Genomic DNA, 17,343 nt, shown 5'->3' with positions numbered 1-17,343 from the left:
GCCGCGCGGGCGCCTTCCGGGGCATCCTTCGGCCCTGGAGTACGGAGGGAGGCGGCGGTGAGGCGAGCCATCGCGGCGGCGCTGGCGATGACGATGGCGGCGGGCGCGGCGCAGGCGTCCTGCGTGCACGTCGTCCGCCACCAGGATGCGCGGGACGACGCCAATGCCTTCGCCGCCGGGCTGCAGCGCACGGTGCGGATGCCGATCGACCGCGGCGGATCCTGCACGCCGGAGCTGCTGGTCTCCTTCATGGTCGTCGAGCTCGCCGTGATCGCCGGCCGGTCCGGGCAGGGCTTCCTCGTGACCTATGCCGTGGTCGACGAACGCGAGGGCGATTTCCGCCCCCGCATGGGCGCCACCTGGGGCCGTGACCGGACCCAGGCGCTGATCGATGCCGGGCGCTCGGCGGGGGGCGTCATCCTCGCCGGCGCCCAGCAGTAGCTCCGTCAGTCCGCCACGACGGCCAGGCTGGCCGCCGGGATGGTTATGGTCCCGGCCGAGGTCAACGTCGCCGGCGAACCGAGCGTCGCCCAGGCAAGCGGGTTCCCGCCCGACACAGCGTCATACAGCCCGACATGGGTCAGCGTGCCGGTGGCCTGGCTGAAGCTGAAGCGCACCTGCGCCGCGTTGGTCTGCGTGCCGGTGCCGGTGAAGGACGCCGGCTGGCGGGCATAGCCCGTCGCCGCGGCCGGTTCCCCGGTCAGCCCGGCGGCATCCGTGCCCCCGGTGCCGAGGCCGACCCAGACGGCGACCGGCAGGCTCGGCTGCCGCCCGACCAGGGCGCGGGCGAGGACGTTCTTTGCGTAGTCGGTGAGGGCGGTCATGGGGCGTGTCTCCTCGGCTCTCGTGCTGTGCTCAGGACACCACCGCCCCGTCCGGCCAGCGCCAGGACGTGCCGTCGCTCACCGCGAAGCGCTTGTTCGTCGTGCCGTCCGAGACGTAGACGATGCCGCGCGGGTAGCTCGCCGCCGCCGGCAGCGTGGCGACCGTGTAGGTCGCGAGCTGCAGCGGACCCACGACGCTGACCATCCCGGTGCCCTTGCCCGAGAGCTGCAGCCCGACATTGGTATCCGACCCCTGCGAGATCAGCTGCGGCGCGCTGCCCGCGGCCGTGGCGTTGACGCGCAGGAAGTTGCCCGGCGTGCCGGTGGCGTTGACCTCGAGCGCCGTCGCACCGCGGGTCTGCAGCTGCACCGGGTTGGTGCCCTTGGCCGCGAGGGCGAGGGCGATGTTGGCATCCGACCCCTGCGCCACCACGCCGACCGCGGTCCCGGTGGCTGATCCGTTCACGCGCACCGAGTTCACCGGCGTCGCCGCCGCGCCGACCTCGAGCGCCGTGGCGCCGCGCGTCTGCGCCACCACCGTGCCCGTGCCCTTGGCCGCGACCGCCAGGTTGACGTTCGCATCGGACCCGGCGGCCGACAGGCTCGGGGCCTGGGCCGTGACGGCGGAGCGCGCCTCGACGACGTTCACCGAGCTTGCCGGCGTGACGACGCGGAAGCCGGGTGCGGAGGTCGGCCCGCCGACCGTGACCGTGCCGGCCGAGGTGGCGCGGAGCACCTCGGTCCCGCCGGCCACGGTCGCGATCTCGCCGCTCGCGGGCAGGTAGAGCCCGTTGTTCTCCCCGCCCACCATCACGCCCGGCCGGTCGATGCGGCCCGCCGGCCCGCCCGAGGCGACGAAGCCGTTGGTGCCGGTGTTCGCCAGCGGCCCGCCATTGCCGTTCGACAGCAGCGGCGGCGTGCCGACATAGACCGCGTTCGGCGTGCCTGAGGCGACATTGGCCACCTGGATCGCCGCCGAGCCGTCATTCAGCGTGTTGAACCGCTCGGCGCGGAAGGAGAAGACGTCGACCCGGTTGCCGCTGCCCGCCACCATGATCGCGTTGCTCTCGACGGCGTCGATGCGAAGGTTGCCGACATGCAGCCTGGTGTTGCTGCCGTCGATGCGGATGCCGTTGCTGCCCGGCAGGACGGCGCCCGGGGGCGTGATGGCCTCGCCCTGCGTCGTCGCATTGGCGATCTGCCCGTCGACGCCGCTGCCGTCGATCCAGACGCCGTACTTGGCGAAGTCGGTATAGAGGTTGCCAACGTAGAACTTGGTCGTGACGCCCGAGGCCGAGGCGGAGAAGCGCAGCACCGACCGCGCGCCGAGGGCGAAGATGTCGTCGAGGAAGATGCCGTCGTTGCGCCGCAGCAGGATCGCGTCGAGGTTCTGCTGCTGATACGCCAGCACGTCGTCGTCCGACGTCGCGAAGGTCCAGAAATGGACGTGATCGATGCGGCCGATGTCGTAGGACCGGTCGATCTCGATGCCGCCGGTGAAGACCTGGCCGCGCAGGCGCTGGATGTTGAAGCGGCCGGAATTGTCGATCCAGATGCCGCGGTTCACCGCGCAGAGGAAGACGTTCTCGAAGTCGATCGAACCGAGGCAGTCCTGCACGCGGAAGACGAAGTCGTAGGCCGTCGGCGTCCAGCCCGGGACCTGCGCCGCCCCATGGGTCTGGTGCACGGCGATGTCGCGCACCGCGCAGCCGCGGGTGTTGACGCCGGTGAAGGTGAAGGGCGTGAAGCCCGTGGTGTCGATGGTGAACCAGGTGCCGTCGCGCGGCGCCGGGCCCTCGGTGAAGCCAGCGCCCTGGAAGATGATCGATACGCCGTTCACCGTGACGGGGCTCGCCAGGCGATAGCGCCGCGGGCCGAACTGCAGCACGCCGCCGCCGCTCGCGGCCATGGCGTCGACGGCGGCCTGGATGGCCGGGGCGTCGTTGGCCACGCCGTCCCCGACCGCGCCGTATTCGCGCACATGGACGGGACGGTCGGCGAGCAGACCGGCGCGCAGCTGCGCGATGCTGGCGCGGCGCGTGGTGGCCGAGGGCCCGCTGCCCTGCACCACCGGCAGCAGGTCGGCGTCGGCGGCGGAGGCGATGGCGGGCAGGGCGCTGATCTTGGTGTCGGACATCGGGGTCTCTCTGTGGCGAAGGGGCGGGGGGAGCGGGGCGGGCGGGGCGCTAGAGGATCATCGTGCCGCCGGTCTCGAGCAGGAGCCGCCCGCCGCCTTCCGTCAGCAGGCGCGGCAGGGGCGAGACGACGAAGGGTGCGGAGAGGTTGAACAGCGTCGGGTCCGACGCGTCGGCGACGGAGAAGCGGTAGCCGCTGCCCGCACCGGGGATGACGAAGGTCGCGCTGGCACGCCCCGCGCTGACCGGCGCCGTCTGCGGCGGGCGCACATCGGCGCCGTTGGCGTCGCGCAGCGCGAAGGTCGCCTGCGCAATCGGGCCGGTGACGGTGGCGGCGACGGTCTGGCTCGATGCCTCGACCAGCACGCCGGGGATGGCGTCGAGCAGCACCGCCCGCGCGGTCGCGGCCGCCGAGACCATGACGTCCACCAGAAGCGTCGCCGACCGCAGCAGGTTCGGCGTCAGCCCCGCCAGGTCCACCGTGACCCCGCCGCCGGCCAGCGCGCTGCCGCGGATCGGCACCAGCGCGGTCGCGTCCGCAGCCTGGACGATGATGATGTCGCCCGGCAGCAGCGGCGGTTCCGCCCCGGCGAAATACCCCGGCGCCACCACTGAGGCGCGGGGGTCGGGCGTGCGGTAGTGCCAGAGCGTGAAGCCGTTCGCGGCCGTCAGGGCCGTGAGGTCGCTGGCATTGAAGGGCATGCATGGCTCCTCGCCCGCGCGGCGGGGCCGGGCGGGGCTTCGGGGGATCGGGCTGTCGGGGAGGACGGGGGGCGCTGCGGACGCAGTTCGCCCGTTGGTGCGGCGGAATTACAGGAACCGATACCGACTAGTCAAGCAAAAAATTCCTATTTCGCGAAGCGTCGCCCCGGGGCTTGCGTCCGCGCCACGCGTGGTAGTCTCGCCCATCCGCCGTTGCCGCCCCGAGGACCCGCGCCGATGCTCCGACGCCTGCTGCCCGTGCTCGCCCTGCTGCTCGCCGCCCTGCCGGCCGCGGCGCAGGAGCGCGTGCTGAACGTCTACAACTGGTCGGACTACATCGATCCCTACGCGGTGGCGCGCTTCACGCGGGAGACCGGCATTCGCGTCCGCTACGACGTCTATGACAGCCTCGAGACCCTGGAAGGCCGCCTGGCGGCCGGCCGCTCGGGCTACGACATCATCGTACCGACCAGCGAGCCGACCTTCGCGCGGCTGCTGCGCGCCGGCGCGCTGCGGGAGATCGATCGGGAACGTATTCCCAACTGGCGCAACCTCGACCCCGTGTTGATGGACCGCGTCGCGGCGATCGACCCGGGGAACCGGCACGGCGCGATCTACCTCTGGGGCACGGTCGGGCTCGGGCTGCGGCTCGACCGTGTGCGCGCCGCGCTGCCGGACGTGCCGCTCGATGGCCTGGACGTGCTGCTGAAGCCCGAGAACGCGCAGCGCCTGGCCCGCTGCGGCATCATGGTCATGGACAGCCCGACCGACGTGCTGCCTTCCGTGCTGCGCTGGCTCGGGCGCGATCCCAACGGCAACTCGGCCGAGGACCTCCGGGCCGCCGAACAGGCGCTGATGGGTATCCGCCGCCATGTCCGCGCCATCATCCCCTCCAGCGCGATCCTCGACGCGCTGGCAACGGGGGAGGTCTGCGCCGCGATGACCTATTCCGGCGACGTGATCCAGGCCGCGGCCCGCGCCCGCGAAGCGAACCGCGGCGTCGAGATCGGCTACGTCATGCCGCGCCAGGGCGCGCAGCTCTGGTTCGACATGATGGCGATCCCCGCCGACGCCCCGAACCCCGAGGCCGCGCACGCCTTCATCAACTTCCTGCTGCAGCCGGACGTCATGGCCGGCATCACCAACCAGGTCCGCTATCCCAACGCCGTGCCGGCCAGCCGCCCGCTGGTGGAGGAAGCCGTCCGTAACGACCCGAGCGTGTTCCCCCCGGCCGAGGCGCTGGCCGCGACCTTCGTCGCCGGCACGCCGTCGCGCGAGGTCGAGCGCTTGCGCACCCGCCTCTGGTCCCGCTTCAAGGCGGGGCGTTGACCGCGCTGCTGCGCGCCGAGGCGATCACCAAGCGCTTCGGCCCGACCCTCGCGCTCGACGCGCTGGACCTCGAGATCGGGCAGGGCGAGTTCTTCGCCCTGCTGGGCGGCTCGGGGTCTGGCAAGTCAACGCTGCTGCGCATCATCGCGGGCTTCGAGACGCCGGATTCCGGCCGCCTGCTGCTGGACGGGACGGACATCGCCGCGACGCCGCCCTGGGCGCGGCCGGTAAACATGATGTTCCAGTCCTACGCGCTGTTCCCGCACATGACCGTGGCGGACAACGTCGCCTATGGCCTGCGGCGCGCCGGGGTGAAGAAGGCCGAGGCGGCGTCGCGCATCGCTGCCGCGCTCGCCATGGTAGGCCTCGCGGGCTTCGAGCGACGCCGCCCGCACCAGCTCTCCGGCGGGCAGAAGCAACGCGTGGCGCTGGCCCGCAGCCTGGTGATGCGCCCGCGTCTGCTCCTGCTCGACGAGCCGCTTGGCGCGCTGGACGCGGGCCTGCGCGAACGCACCGGCTTCGAACTCCGCGCGCTGCAGCGCGAGACGGGCGCTGCCTTCGTCATGGTCACCCACGATCAGGAGGAAGCGCTGGCGCTCGCCGACCGCGTCGCGCTGCTGGACGGCGGCCGCATCGCCCAGGTCGGCCCCCCGCGCGAGATCTACGAACGTCCCGCCTCCCGCTTCGTCGCGCGCTTCCTCGGCGCGGCCAACGTGCTGGAAGGACGCGCCGCGCAGGACCGCTTCGACTGCCCCGACGCCGGGATCAGCTGCGCCGGCGCCATCCCGGCCGATACCGTCGCGATCGCGCTGCGTCCCGAGCGCATCCGCATCGCAGCGGCCGGGGAGGGACCCAATACCGCCCGTGGCATCGTCCAGGACGTTGCCTTCCGCGGCGATGATTCCCTCGTGCTTGTGGACCTCGGCGGTGGCGCCACGCTGCGCGTCGCGCACCCCGAAGAAGGCGGACCGCCGCCCGATCGCGGTGCCGACGTGACCCTGTGCTGGGAGGCGGCCGACGTGGTGCCGCTCCCGTCGTGAGGAACCGTCTCGCCGTCCTGCTGCCGGCCTGGGCCTGGCTGCTGATCTTCGTCGCCGCGCCGGCCGGCATCCTCGGCGCCATCGCGCTGGCAGAGGCCGACCCCGGCGTGCCGCCCTTCCGACTCGCCTGGTCCACGGCCGGCTTCGCGATGCTGGTGGCGGACGACTACTACCTCGGCGCCTTCCTCACCGCGCTGCGCATCGCGGCGATGACGGCGGGGCTGTGCCTGGCGATCGCCTATCCGATGGCGATGGGCATCGCGCGGGCCCGGCCTGACCGGCGTTTGCTGCTGCTCGCGCTGCTGATGCTGCCCTTCTGGACCGGCTTCCTGCTGCGCGTCGGCGCCTGGATCGGCCTGCTGCGCGACGAAGGCTGGATCAATGGCCTGCTGCAGGGCCTCGGCATCACGGACGCGCCGCTGCCGATGCTCTACACCGAGGGGGCGATGCTGGTCGGGATGGTGCACGCCTACCTGCCCTTCGCGGTGCTGCCACTGTTCGCGGCGATGCTGCGGCTCGACCCGACATTGCTGGAAGCCGCTGCCGACCTCGGCGCGCGCCCGGCCGTCGCTTTCGCCACCGTCACGCTGCCCGCTACCGCGCCTGCCGCCGCCGCCGCCTTCCTGCTCGTCTTCATCCCGGCGGCGGGCGAGTTCGTCATCCCGGAACTGATGGGACCATCCGAGGCGAATCTTGTCGGCCGCGTGCTTTGGCAGGAATTCTTCCAGAACCGCGACTGGCCCGTCGCCGCGGCGCTGGCGGTTTCGCTGCTGGTGCTGCTGCTGGTGCCGATCCGCCTGTTCCAGCGTCTCGAGGCGCGGCCGTGACGCGCGGGCGCTTCGTGCGCGCCGCGCTGATGGCGGGGCTGCTCTTCCTCTGGCTGCCGATTCTGCTGCTCGTTGCCTACGCCTTCAGCGCCGACCGCATACCCTTCCAGTGGGGGGGCTTCTCGCTGCGCTGGTTCAGCGCGCTGGCCGCGAATGAGCGTCTGGTCGAGGCCGCGCTGCTGTCGCTGCGCATCGCAGCGGGGGCGGCGACACTTGCCGTGCTGATCGGCGGCGCGGCGGGCTGGGCGCTGGCGCGCTTCGGGCCCTTCCGCGGCCGCGGGGTCTTCGGTGCGCTGATCGGCGCACCGCTGGTGCTGCCCGAGGTCGTGACCGGCCTCTCGTTGCTGCTGCTGTTCGTCGCGCTGGAAACCGCGACCGGCTGGCCGCAGGGGCGCGACGTGCTGACCGTGCTGCTCGCCCATGCGACGCTCGGCGCCGCCTTCGTCGCGGTGGTGATCCAGGCGCGCCTGGCCGAAACCGACCGCAGCCTCGAGGAAGCGGCGATGGACCTCGGCGCGACCCCCTTCACCGCCTTCCGTACCGTGACGCTGCCATTGATCGCCCCGGCGCTGGCGGCGGGCTGGCTGCTCGCCTTCACACTCTCGCTGGACGACGTGGTGATCGCGTCCTTCGTCTCCGGCCCTTCCGGAACGACGCTGCCCATGGCGCTGTTTGCCATGCTGCGCCTCGGCCTGACGCCGGAGGTCAATGCGCTGGGCGCGGTGATCGTGCTCGGCGTCGGCGCGATGCTTGCCGTCGCGGCGCTGCTGCTCAGGCCGCGGCGGGGCTGAAGCGGGCGCCGAAGGACGCGGCGGCGAGGCGCTCCGCCGTGCCGTGCCCCAGCCGCGCATATGTCAGGGGATGCGCCTTGGCCGGGTCCTGCTCGGCCTCCACCACCAGCCAGCCATCGTAGCCAGCCTCGGCCAGCATGGCGAAGACCGCGGCGAAATCGACGCTGCCGTCGCCCGGCACGGTGAAGACGCCTTCCAGCACCGCGGCGAGGAAGGGCAGGTCGCGCGTCTTCACATCCGCCATCACCGGCGCTCGGACGTCCTTGCAATGCACATGCGCGATGCGCGCCGCATGCCGTCGCCCGGCCGCGACCGGATCCCCGCCGGCGAAGGTCAGGTGCCCGGTGTCCAGCAGCAGCCCGACCTCCGGCCCCGTGCTCGCCATCAGCCGGTCGATCTCCGCCTCGGTCTCGATCACCGTGCCCATGTGGTGGTGATAGGCCAGCCGCAGCCCGCGCGCGGCAAGGCGCCGCCCCATCTCCGTCATGCGCGGCGCCAGCACGGCCCAATCGGCATCCGACAGCACTGGCCGGCGCGACAGCGGCGTGCCGCGTTCCCCATGCACGGCGCGCGACACCTCCGCGAAGACGCAGGCCGTGCAGCCCATGGCGGTCAGCAGGGCGATGTGTGGTTCGGCCGCCGCCATTTCGGCATCTACGTCGCGTTCCAGGAGCCGCGACCCATACCAGCCTGACGCGAGCGCCAAGCCGTGCCGCGACAGGATCGGCTTCAGCGCCGCCGCCTCGCGCGGGAACTTGTTGCCCAGTTCCACCCCGGCGAAGCCCGACTGCCGTGCCTCCGCGAGGCAGGTCTCGAGCGGCGTCTCCGCGCCGAGCTCGGGCATGTCGTCATTGGTCCAGGTCAGCGGGTTGATGGCGAGGCGGATCATCTCAGGCTCCGAGGCGCTGGCGCGCGCGGTTGGTCTCGTAGTCGGCGCGGGCGCGTTCCTGCGCGGCGTCGCGGGGCAGGGCGGTGACCGGCACGTCCCACCAGGCCCCGCCCTCCTGCGTCGAGACCTGCGGATCGGTCGCGACCACCAGCACCGTGGTGCGCTTCGACCGGAAGGCGCGGGGCAGGGCGTCCTCGAGCCCCGCGATGCCGTCGACGGCGACGGCCTCCGCGCCGAGGCTCGCCGCATGGGCCGCGAAATCGACCGGTGGCGCGGCCTCGGCGAGAAGGTTGTTGAAGGGCGCGCCGCCCGTGCCGCGCTGCAGCCGGTTGATGCAGCCGAAGCCGCGATTGTCGAGCAGCACGATCGTTAGCTTCGCGCCCATGGCGACCGAGGTCGCGATCTCGCTGTTCATCATCAGGTAGGAGCCGTCGCCGACCAGCACGACCACCTCCCGCTGCGGCATGGCGAGCTTCGCCCCGAGCCCGCCGGCGATCTCGTACCCCATGCAGGAATAGCCATATTCGAGGTGGTAGGACGCCGCATCCGTCGCCCGCCACAGCTTGTGCAACTCGCCCGGCAACCCGCCTGCCGCGGAGACCACGATGCCGTCCTTCGGCATGGCGCGGTTCACGGCGCCGAGCACCTGCGCATCGGTCGGCAGGGTGCCCGCCTTCGGCGCTGCGGTGATGCGGTCGACCGCCTTCTGCCAGCGCGCCGTCGCGGTCGCACCCTTCTGCGTCCAGGCCGCCGGCGCCGACCATCCGGCCAGCGCCGCATCCAGCGCCACGAGCCCCCGCGCCGCATCGGCCACCAGCGGCAGCGCGCCATGCTTCGCCGCATCGAAAGCGCCGACATTCAGCCCGACCAGCCGCGCCTGCCCGAACAGGGCGCGCGATCCGCTGGTGAAGTCCTGGAGCCGAGTCCCGATCGCCAGCACGACGTCGGCCTTCGCCGCGAGCTCGTTCGCCGCCGCCGACCCGGTTACCCCGATCGCGCCGGCGTTGCGAGGATGATCCCAGGCCAGGCTCCCCTTGCCGGCCTGGGTCTCGGCCACCGGCACGCCATGCGCGCCGGCGAACTGCGCGAGCGCCTGCTCCGCCCCCGCATACTTCACGCCCCCGCCGGCGATGATCAGCGGCCGCTTCGCCCCGCGCAGCGCGGTAGCGGCCTCCGCGAGTTCCCGCGCATCCGGTTCCGGCGCGCGGGGATGATGCAGCCGCGGCCGGAAGAACTCCGCCGGCCAGTCGAAGGCTTCCGTCTGCACGTCCTGCGGAAAGGCGATGGTCGCCGGGCCGCATTCGACCGGATCGGTCAGCACGCGCAGCGCCGCGGGGAGGCTCACCAGAAGCTGCTCCGGCCGCATGATGCGGTCGAAGAAGCGCGACACCGGCCGGAAGCAGTCATTGGCCGAGACGGTCGGATCGCCGAAATGCTCGATCTGCTGCAGCACCGGGTCGGGCCTCCGGTCGGAGAAGATGTCGCCTGGCAGCAGCAGCACCGGCAGCCGGTTCACATGCGCGACCGCCGCGGCGGTGACCATGTTCGTCGCACCCGGTCCGATCGAGGTCGTGCACGCCATCATCCGCCGCCGCGCATGGGTCTTGGCATAGGCGATTGCGGCGTGCGCCATGGCCTGCTCGTTGTGCGCGCGAAAGGTCGGCAGCCGCTTGCCCGCGGCCCGCAGCGCGGGCCCGAGTCCCGCCACGTTGCCATGGCCGAAGATGGCGAAGACCCCGCCGAACAGCGGCATGCGACGGCCATCGACCTCGGTCTCCTGCGCCGCCAGGAAGCGTATGGTTGTCTCGGCCGCGGTGAGGCGGATGCTGGCCATGACGTTTCCCCCGCGTGCTGACGCCGGGGAAGTGTTACGGATGGACGGCGAGGGCCACAAGCACCGGCCCCGGAGGGAAGGACATGCTGGTCTTCGCGCAGTTCGGCGCCGGGCGCATCGGCGCCATCCATGCCGCCAATCTCGCCGCGAGCGGTGCCGCCCGGCTCGCCCATATCGTCGATGTTCACGAAGCTGCGGCTGCGACCCTCGCCGCACGCCACGGCGCGCAGGCATCCGATGCCGTGACGGCGCTTCGCGATCCCGCGGTGGCCGCCGTCATCATCGCCTCCTCCACGGACACCCATGCCGACCTGGTCATCGCCGCCGCCAAGGCCGGCAAGGCCATCTTCTGCGAGAAGCCGATCGACCTTTCCCTGACGCGCGTGGACGAGGCCCTGAACGTTGTCCGCGCCGCCGGCGTGCCGATGCTGGTCGGCTTCAACCGCCGCTTCGACCCGTCCTTCGCGGAGCTCCATCGTCGCATCGGCGCCGGCGCGATCGGCGCGGTCGAGCAGGTCGTCGTCACCAGCCGCGACCCCGGCCTGCCGCCGGTCGACTACCTGAAGGTCTCCGGCGGCCAGTTCCGCGACATGACCATCCACGACTTCGATATGGCGCGCTGGATGCTGGGCGAGGAGCCGACCGAGGTCTTCGCCTACGGCGCTGCCCTGGTCGATCCGGCGGTCGCGGCGGTGGGCGACATCGATTCCTGCATGGTGCTGCTGCGCACCGCTTCGGGCCGCATGGCGCACATCAACAATTCCCGCCGCGCTTCCTATGGCTACGACCAGCGCGTCGAGGTCCATGGCAGCAAGGGCCGCCTGATCGCCGGCAACCGGGTGCCGACCACGGTCGAGCAGGCCGACGCCGATGCGGTGACCACCGAGAAGCCGCTGCATTTCTTCCTCGAGCGCTATGCCGATGCCTACCGGATCGAGCTCGCCGCCTTCATCGCGGCCGTGACGCAGCGGACGCCGATGCCGGTCGGCGCCGAGGATGGCCGCCAGGCCCTGGTCCTGGCCGAGGCGGCGCTGCGCTCCCTGCGCGAGAACCGCCCGGTGAAGGTGAGCGAGATCGGATGAACGCCCTGCCGGAGGTCTCGCTGCAGGGCCGCGTCGTCCTCGTCACCGGCGGCACCCAGGGCATCGGGGAGGGCATCGCCCGCGCCGCTGCGGAAGCGGGCGCGTCGCGCATCGCCATCACCGGCCGCGACGTGGCGCGCGGGCGGGCCGTCGCCGACTCGCTGGGCGTGCCCGCGGCCTTCATCCCGGCCGACCTCGCCGACGCCGAGGCCACCGCGCGCATCGTGGACCAGGCCGAAGCCGCCCTCGGCCCGGTCGACGCCCTGGTCAATGCGGCCGGCCTGACCGACCGCGGCACCATCATCGACACCAGCGTCGAACTCTGGGACCGCTTGTTCGCCGTCAACGCCCGCGCGCCCTTCATCCTGACCCAGGCGATGGTGCGCCGGCTGAAGGCGCTGAAGCGCCCGGGCGCCATCGTCAACGTCATCACCATGTCGAGCCATGGCGGCCAGCCCTTCCTGACGGCCTATGCGGCCTCGAAGGGTGCGCTCGCGACGCTGACGAAGAACACGGCGCATGCCCTCCGCGCCGACTGCATCCGGGTGAACGGCATCAACCTCGGCTGGGCCGACACGCCGGGCGAGCACGCCATCCAGGCCCGCGACGGCCATCCGCCCGACTGGCTCGCCCGCGCATCGCCTGCCCAACCCTTCGGCCGGCTCATCGAACCGCGGGACGTCGCGGGCCTCGCCGTCTACCTGCTCTCCGATGCCGCCGCGATGATGACCGGCGCGCTGATCGACTTCGACCAGAACGTGATGGGAGCCTATGGATGAGTGACCTCGCCCGCCGCCGCGACGCGGCCGCCGCCATCGCCGTGGAGGCGGCTGCCCTCGCGTCGCGCATGCGGGCCGAGGGCGGCGGCGTCGCCAGCCTCAAGGGGGCGCAGGACTTCGTCACCGAGGCCGACGGCGCCACCGAGCGCTTCATCCGCGACCGCCTGGCGCAGGACTTCCCCGGCGAGGCGATCCTCGGCGAGGAGATGGGCGGCGCGGCGGACGGCACCGGTCCGCTCTGGGTGCTCGACCCGATCGACGGCACCTCGAACTTCGCGCGCGGCAGCGACCGCTGGTGCGTCTCGATCGGCCTGGTCATGGGTGGCCGTGCCGTCGCCGGCGCCATCGCCCGCCACGCGCCGGCCGAGGTCTTCGCCGCCGCCGAGGGGCATGGCGCCACGCTCAACGGCGTCCCGATCCGCGCCGCGCCGACCACCGATATTGGCCGCGCCATCATTGAATGCGGCTGGTCGCTGCGCGTGCCCATGGCGCGCTTTCACGCCATGGCGCGGCGCGTCACGGATCTCGGCGCCGGGCTGCGCTCGGGCGGCTCCGGCGCGCTTGGCCTGGTCGAGGCCGCTGCCGGTCGGATCGACGCCTATCTCGAACTGCACATCAATGCCTGGGACGCCGCCGCGGCGATGGTCATCGCGCGGGAGGCCGGCTGCTGGACCAACGGCTTCGACAGCGGCGACTGGCTCGCCGCGGGCAATCTTGTCGGCGTCGGCGCGCCGGCGCTGGGCGCGACCCTCGCGGCACTGATGGAGGCTTGAACGCGGCGCGAAGTCGCGCGTTACTCGACACGACACGCCGAGCGGCCGGGACAGGCCGCCGGATGGGAGGATCCAACGTCATGGCGTCACGCCGTTCCGCCGCCTTCGCCTTTGCCGCCGGCATCCTGGCCGCCGTCATGCCGGGTGCGGCGCGGGCCCAGGGCAGCCTGACGGTCTATTGCTCGGTGCAGGAGGAATGGTGCCGCCCGATGATGGCCGCCTTCGAGCGCGCCACCGGCGTCCGTGTCGCCATGACGCGCAAATCCTCCGGCGAGACCCTGACGCAGATCCGCGCCGAGGCGTCGAACCCCCGCGGCGACGTCTGGTGGGGCGGCACGGGCGATCCGCACATGCAGGCGGGGCAGGAGAACCTGACCGAGGAATATCGTTCCCCGCGCCTGCCCGAACTCCAGCCCTGGGCCGTCCGCCAGGCGGAGCAGGCCAATTTCCGCACCGTCGGCATCTATGCCGGCGCGCTCGGCTATTCCTACAACACGCGGGAACTGGAACGCCGTCGCATCGCCGCGCCGCGCTGCTGGTCCGACCTCGCCAAGCCCGAATTCCGCGGGGAGGTCCAGGTGGCCGACCCCAACACTTCCGGCACCGCCTACACGATGTTGGCGACGCTGGTGCAGGTGATGGGGGAGGAACCGGCCTTCACCTACCTCCGCGCGCTCCATCGCAACGTGAACCAGTACACCCGATCCGGTGCGGCGCCGGCCCGCGCGGCGGCGACCGGGGAAACGCTGGTCGGCATCACCTTCCTCCATGACGCGGTGACGCAGAAGATCGCCGGGGCACCGGTGAACATCGTCGCCCCCTGCGAGGGCACGGGCTACGAGATCGGGTCCATGTCCATCGTACGCGGCGCGCGGAACATGGAGAACGCCCGCCGCTTCTACGACTGGGCGCTGAGCCCCGAGGCCCAGGCCATCGCCGGCACGGCCAATTCCTTCCAGTTGCCCTCGAACCGCGCCTCGCCCATCCCGCCCCAGGCCCCGCGCTTCGAGGATGTCCGCCTGATCGACTACGACTTCGCCCGCTGGGGCAGCGCGGAGGAACGCACCCGCCTGCTGACACGCTGGGAACGGGAGGTCCGCGCCGGCGCGCGCTGACCCCGCGTGGGGGCGCTGGCGCTCGGGCGCCTGGCGCTGGCGGCGGGCCTGATCGGCCTGCTGCTGGCGCCCTGGCATGGCGTGGAAGGCGGGGTGGACGCCCTCTCTGCCTGGCCGGGCGGCGACGCGGCGCCGCTGCTCGCCCTGCTGCTCGACGGGTCGCGCTGGTGGCTCTGGCCGGTGGTCGGGTTGCTCGGCTTTGCGGCGATCCCGCTTTTGCCGGGCCGCGCATCGGGCGGCCTCCTGGCCGCTGTGGGCTTCGCGCTGCTCGCCTTTGTGCTGCTCCAGGGCCATGCGATCGGGTTGCGCGGCCTGCGCTGGGGCTGGCTCGCGCCGCTGCTCGGCGCACCGCCTGCGCAACAGGCGCTCGGCTGGGGCGGGGCGCTGGTTCTGGCGGCGGCGATCGGGCTGATCGCTGCGGGCCTCGCACAGCGCGGGCGTTTCGGCGGCGATGCCTTCATCGCCTTCCTGGTGGTGGGCAGCGGCGCGCTGCTGCTGCTGTTCGTCTTCGTGCCGCTGCTCGTCATCCTGTCCGCGGCGGCGGTGGAGGACGGGCACCTCGCCCCGAGCGCGCTCGCCGCGCGGCTCGCGGCGCCCGAGGCCTGGAGCCTCGCCTGCGTCACCAGCCACCAGGGTTGCGGCGTGGTGTGGAACACGCTGCTGCTGGCCATCCTCGCGGCGGTCTCCTCGACCCTGATCGGCCTCGCCTTCGCGCTGCTCTCCGCCCGCGGGGGCGTGCGGGCGCAGCCAGCCTTCCGCGCGATGACGATGCTGCCGCTGATCACGCCGCCTTTCGTCGTATCCCTGGCGCTGATCGTGCTGTTCGGGCGCACCGGGTTGGTCACGACGGCGTTGTGGGAATGGTTCGACATCCCACGCAGCCGATGGATCTACGGTCTGCCCGGGGTGCTGCTGGCCCAGGTACTCTCCCAGGCGCCGATCGCCTTCGTGCTGCTGGAAGGTGCCGTGCGCGCTATCGGTCCCTCGCTCGAGGAAGCGGCCTTGACCATGGGTGCGCGCCGCTTCACCGTCTTCCGTACCGTCACCTGGCCGCTGCTGCGTCCCGCGGTCGCGGCCTGCCTGCTGCTCGGCTTCGTCGAGAGCCTCGCGGATTTCGGCAATCCCCTCGTGCTGGGGGGCGATTTCGACGTGCTCTCGACGCGCATCTTCTTCGCCATCGCCGGCGCGCGCCACGAACCGGGGCGGGCGGCCGCGCTCGCGATCCTGCTGCTCGCACTCACCTTCGGCGCCTTCGCGCTGCAATCCCTCTGGCTCGGGCGCCGCCGCTACACGACGGTGACGGGGAAGGGGGATGCTGGCGTCCCGGCGCCGCTGCCGCGCGGGCTGCGCCTCGCCTGCGGCAGCGTCGCCTGGCCCTGGATGGCCTTCACCGCCGCGGTCTACGGCATCATCCTCATCGGCGGTTTCGTCCATGACATCGGCCGCGGCGACATGGAATTCACCTGGCGCCACATCCTGACCGGCTTCGCCGTCGAATGGCAGGACGGCATGGCCTTCCGCGGTTCCGCCTGGGACAGCCTGTTCACCACCGTCGAGGTCGCGGCGATCTCTGCCCCGATCACCGCCGGGCTCGGGATCCTGCTCGCCTGGCTGCTGGCACGGCAATCCTTCCCCGGGCGCGGGACGCTCGAATTCCTGACCATGCTGTCCTTCGCCATTCCGGGCACGGTCGTCGGCGTCTCCTACATCATGGCCTTCAACGAACCGCCGATCGAACTGACCGGCACGGCGCTGATCCTCGTCCTCTGCTTCGTGTTCCGGAACCTCCCGGTCGGCGTGCGCGGCGGCATCGCCGCCCTCGCGCAGATCGACAAGTCGCTCGACGAGGCCTCGGCCACCATGGGTGCCGGGGCGTTGCAGACGCTGCGCCGCGTCGTGCTGCCGCTCCTGCGCCCGGCCATCGTCGCGGCCCTCGCCTATTCCTTCGTCCATGCCATGACAGCGGTCTCGGCAGTGATCTTCCTCGTCTCGGCGCGGCACAACCTCGCCACCGTCTACATCGTCGGGCGGGTGGAAGCCGGCGAGATGGCCCTCGCCATCGCCTATTCCACGGTGCTGATCGTGGTGATGCTCGCCGTGGTGCTCGGCATCGAGCGTCTGGTCGGCCGCGCCCAGATCGGCCGCCGCGCCGCCCCTGCCGGGAACCTCGTCGCATGACGGACGCTGCCATCCGCTTCGAACGCGTGACCAAGGCCTTCGGCGTGGTCCGCGCCGTCGACGACGTCTCCTTCGACCTGCCGCAGGGCGCGCTGGTGACGCTGCTGGGCCCCTCGGGCTGCGGCAAGACCACCACGCTGCGCCTGGTCGCCGGGCTCGAGCTGCCGACCGCCGGGCGGATCGAGATCGAGGGCAGGGACGTCTCGCGCCTCGCCGCGGCCGAGCGCCGCATCGCGATGGTGTTCCAGTCCTACGCGCTGTTCCCGCACATGAACGTGCTGGAGAACGTCGCCTACGGCCTCGTGGTCGGCGGCGCCCGGCGACAGGCGGCCGAGGCGGACGCCACCGCCATGCTGAAGACCCTTGGCCTCGAGGGCCTCGGCGCACGGCTGCCGGCGGAACTCTCGGGCGGCCAGCAGCAGCGTGTCGCCGTCGCCCGCGCCCTGGTGCTGCGCCCCAAGGTGCTGCTGTTCGACGAACCGCTGTCGAACCTCGACGCCCGCCTGCGCCGCCGCGTGCGGGAGGACATCCGCGACCTGCAGAAGCGTCTGGGCCTCTCGGTCGTCTACGTCACCCATGACCAGCAGGAGGCGCTCGCCGTCTCCGACCTGGTGGTGGTGATGAAGGACGGCCGCATCGCCCAGAAGGGCACGCCAATCGAGCTCTATGACGCGCCGGCCGACGCTTTCGTCGCCGACTTCATGGGCGAGGCGAACGTCCTCCAGGGCGAGGTGCTCTCCGCCGCGGACGGCCGGGGTTGTGTGGCCATCGGTGGCGTGGTGCTCGACGCCGCGATGCGCGACCATCCGCCGGGCACCGCGGCGCTCGCCGTGCGGCCCGAGGCGATCCGCCTCGCCCCACCGGAGGAGCCGGGTCTCCCCGGCCGTGTCCGCCGCGCTGCCTTCCTCGGCCAGACCCGCGAATACGAGGTCGACACCGACGCCGGCGCGCTGTTCGTCGTTACCCCCGCCTCGGCCGAGGCCTGGGCAGAAGGCGCCGCCGTCGCCTGCCGACTCGAGCGGATCATCCCGCTCCGCGCCTGATC

The 17,343-nt window shown here is 72.3% G+C and carries 16 protein-coding genes; 11 read left to right on the top strand and 5 right to left on the bottom strand.

The features are described from left to right. Positions 1 to 57: 57 nt before the first annotated feature. The gene (locus GWK16_RS11190) at positions 58 to 441 is read left to right on the top strand and encodes a hypothetical protein (protein WP_168039086.1); all 384 of its coding nucleotides are present in this window, start codon (positions 58 to 60) and stop codon (positions 439 to 441) included. Between the two features lie 5 nt (positions 442 to 446). On the opposite strand, the gene GWK16_RS11185 is transcribed toward GWK16_RS11190, so the two are convergent. The 3 genes from GWK16_RS11185 to GWK16_RS11175 are packed head-to-tail and all read right to left on the bottom strand — an operon-like array spanning position 447 to position 3,661. Next, entirely contained in the window at positions 447 to 824 is a 378-nt protein-coding gene (locus GWK16_RS11185; RefSeq protein WP_170054048.1) for a phage tail fiber protein, read from the bottom strand. A gap of 31 nt (positions 825 to 855) precedes the next feature. After that, positions 856 to 2,961: a hypothetical protein gene (locus GWK16_RS11180; RefSeq protein WP_170054047.1), complete on the bottom strand. Its 2,106-nt coding sequence runs from the start codon at positions 2,959 to 2,961 to the stop codon at positions 856 to 858. 49 nt (positions 2,962 to 3,010) lie between these two features. After that, positions 3,011 to 3,661, bottom strand: coding sequence for a hypothetical protein (locus GWK16_RS11175; protein ID WP_170054046.1), 651 nt, complete (start codon positions 3,659 to 3,661; stop codon positions 3,011 to 3,013). 237 nt (positions 3,662 to 3,898) lie between these two features. On the opposite strand from GWK16_RS11175, the gene GWK16_RS11170 reads away from it, so the two are divergent. From GWK16_RS11170 to GWK16_RS11155, 4 genes are read left to right on the top strand one after another with little or no spacing between them, the layout of a single operon-like run. Beyond that, positions 3,899 to 4,990 (top strand): polyamine ABC transporter substrate-binding protein, encoded by a 1,092-nt coding sequence (locus GWK16_RS11170; protein WP_170054045.1) that lies wholly within the window; start codon positions 3,899 to 3,901, stop codon positions 4,988 to 4,990. Continuing rightward, positions 4,987 to 6,030, top strand: a complete 1,044-nt coding sequence (locus GWK16_RS11165) for an ABC transporter ATP-binding protein (RefSeq protein WP_170054044.1) — start codon at positions 4,987 to 4,989, stop codon at positions 6,028 to 6,030. The genes GWK16_RS11170 and GWK16_RS11165 overlap by 4 nt, the downstream gene beginning before the upstream one ends. Further along, a complete protein-coding gene (locus GWK16_RS11160) occupies positions 6,027 to 6,857 on the top strand; it encodes an ABC transporter permease subunit (RefSeq protein ID WP_170054043.1) in 831 nt (276 codons plus the stop codon). Before GWK16_RS11165 ends, GWK16_RS11160 begins: the two co-directional genes overlap by 4 nt. Continuing rightward, positions 6,854 to 7,648, top strand: coding sequence for an ABC transporter permease subunit (locus GWK16_RS11155; protein ID WP_338144459.1), 795 nt, complete (start codon positions 6,854 to 6,856; stop codon positions 7,646 to 7,648). Before GWK16_RS11160 ends, GWK16_RS11155 begins: the two co-directional genes overlap by 4 nt. Here GWK16_RS11155 and iolE read toward each other — a convergent pair. Continuing rightward, complete coding sequence (iolE, locus tag GWK16_RS11150) at positions 7,629 to 8,537, bottom strand: myo-inosose-2 dehydratase (protein ID WP_170054042.1); 909 nt, start codon at positions 8,535 to 8,537, stop codon at positions 7,629 to 7,631. The genes GWK16_RS11155 and iolE overlap by 20 nt on opposite strands. A 1-nt stretch (position 8,538) precedes the next feature. Then, positions 8,539 to 10,371 (bottom strand): 3D-(3,5/4)-trihydroxycyclohexane-1,2-dione acylhydrolase (decyclizing), encoded by a 1,833-nt coding sequence (gene iolD / locus GWK16_RS11145; RefSeq protein WP_170054041.1) that lies wholly within the window; start codon positions 10,369 to 10,371, stop codon positions 8,539 to 8,541. An 83-nt stretch (positions 10,372 to 10,454) separates the two neighbouring features. On the opposite strand from iolD, the gene iolG reads away from it, so the two are divergent. The 6 genes from iolG (at position 10,455) to GWK16_RS11115 (ending at position 17,341) form a co-directional block, all read left to right on the top strand. Beyond that, entirely contained in the window at positions 10,455 to 11,453 is a 999-nt protein-coding gene (gene iolG / locus GWK16_RS11140) for an inositol 2-dehydrogenase (protein WP_170054040.1), read from the top strand. After that, positions 11,450 to 12,232, top strand: a complete 783-nt coding sequence (locus GWK16_RS11135) for an SDR family oxidoreductase (protein ID WP_170054039.1) — start codon at positions 11,450 to 11,452, stop codon at positions 12,230 to 12,232. The genes iolG and GWK16_RS11135 overlap by 4 nt, the downstream gene beginning before the upstream one ends. Continuing rightward, complete coding sequence (locus tag GWK16_RS11130) at positions 12,229 to 13,005, top strand: inositol monophosphatase family protein (RefSeq protein WP_170054038.1); 777 nt, start codon at positions 12,229 to 12,231, stop codon at positions 13,003 to 13,005. Before GWK16_RS11135 ends, GWK16_RS11130 begins: the two co-directional genes overlap by 4 nt. Positions 13,006 to 13,085: 80 nt before the next feature. Further along, on the top strand, positions 13,086 to 14,120 hold the full coding sequence (locus GWK16_RS11125; RefSeq protein ID WP_170054037.1) for an ABC transporter substrate-binding protein: 1,035 nt from the start codon (positions 13,086 to 13,088) through the stop codon (positions 14,118 to 14,120). A 6-nt stretch (positions 14,121 to 14,126) separates the two neighbouring features. After that, positions 14,127 to 16,298 (top strand): ABC transporter permease subunit, encoded by a 2,172-nt coding sequence (locus GWK16_RS11120; RefSeq protein WP_170054036.1) that lies wholly within the window; start codon positions 14,127 to 14,129, stop codon positions 16,296 to 16,298. Further along, positions 16,295 to 17,341 carry an ABC transporter ATP-binding protein gene (locus tag GWK16_RS11115; protein WP_170054035.1) on the top strand — a complete coding sequence of 349 codons (1,047 nt, stop codon included), beginning with the start codon at positions 16,295 to 16,297 and terminating at the stop codon, positions 17,339 to 17,341. Before GWK16_RS11120 ends, GWK16_RS11115 begins: the two co-directional genes overlap by 4 nt. Positions 17,342 to 17,343 lie beyond the last annotated feature (2 nt).

The sequence above is a fragment of the Neoroseomonas marina genome, assembly GCF_012927745.1.
In the GTDB taxonomy this organism is placed as follows: domain Bacteria; phylum Pseudomonadota; class Alphaproteobacteria; order Acetobacterales; family Acetobacteraceae; genus Neoroseomonas; species Neoroseomonas marina.
The sequence above is the reverse complement of the archived record's forward strand: the minus strand, read 5'-3'. Positions and strand labels throughout refer to the sequence as shown.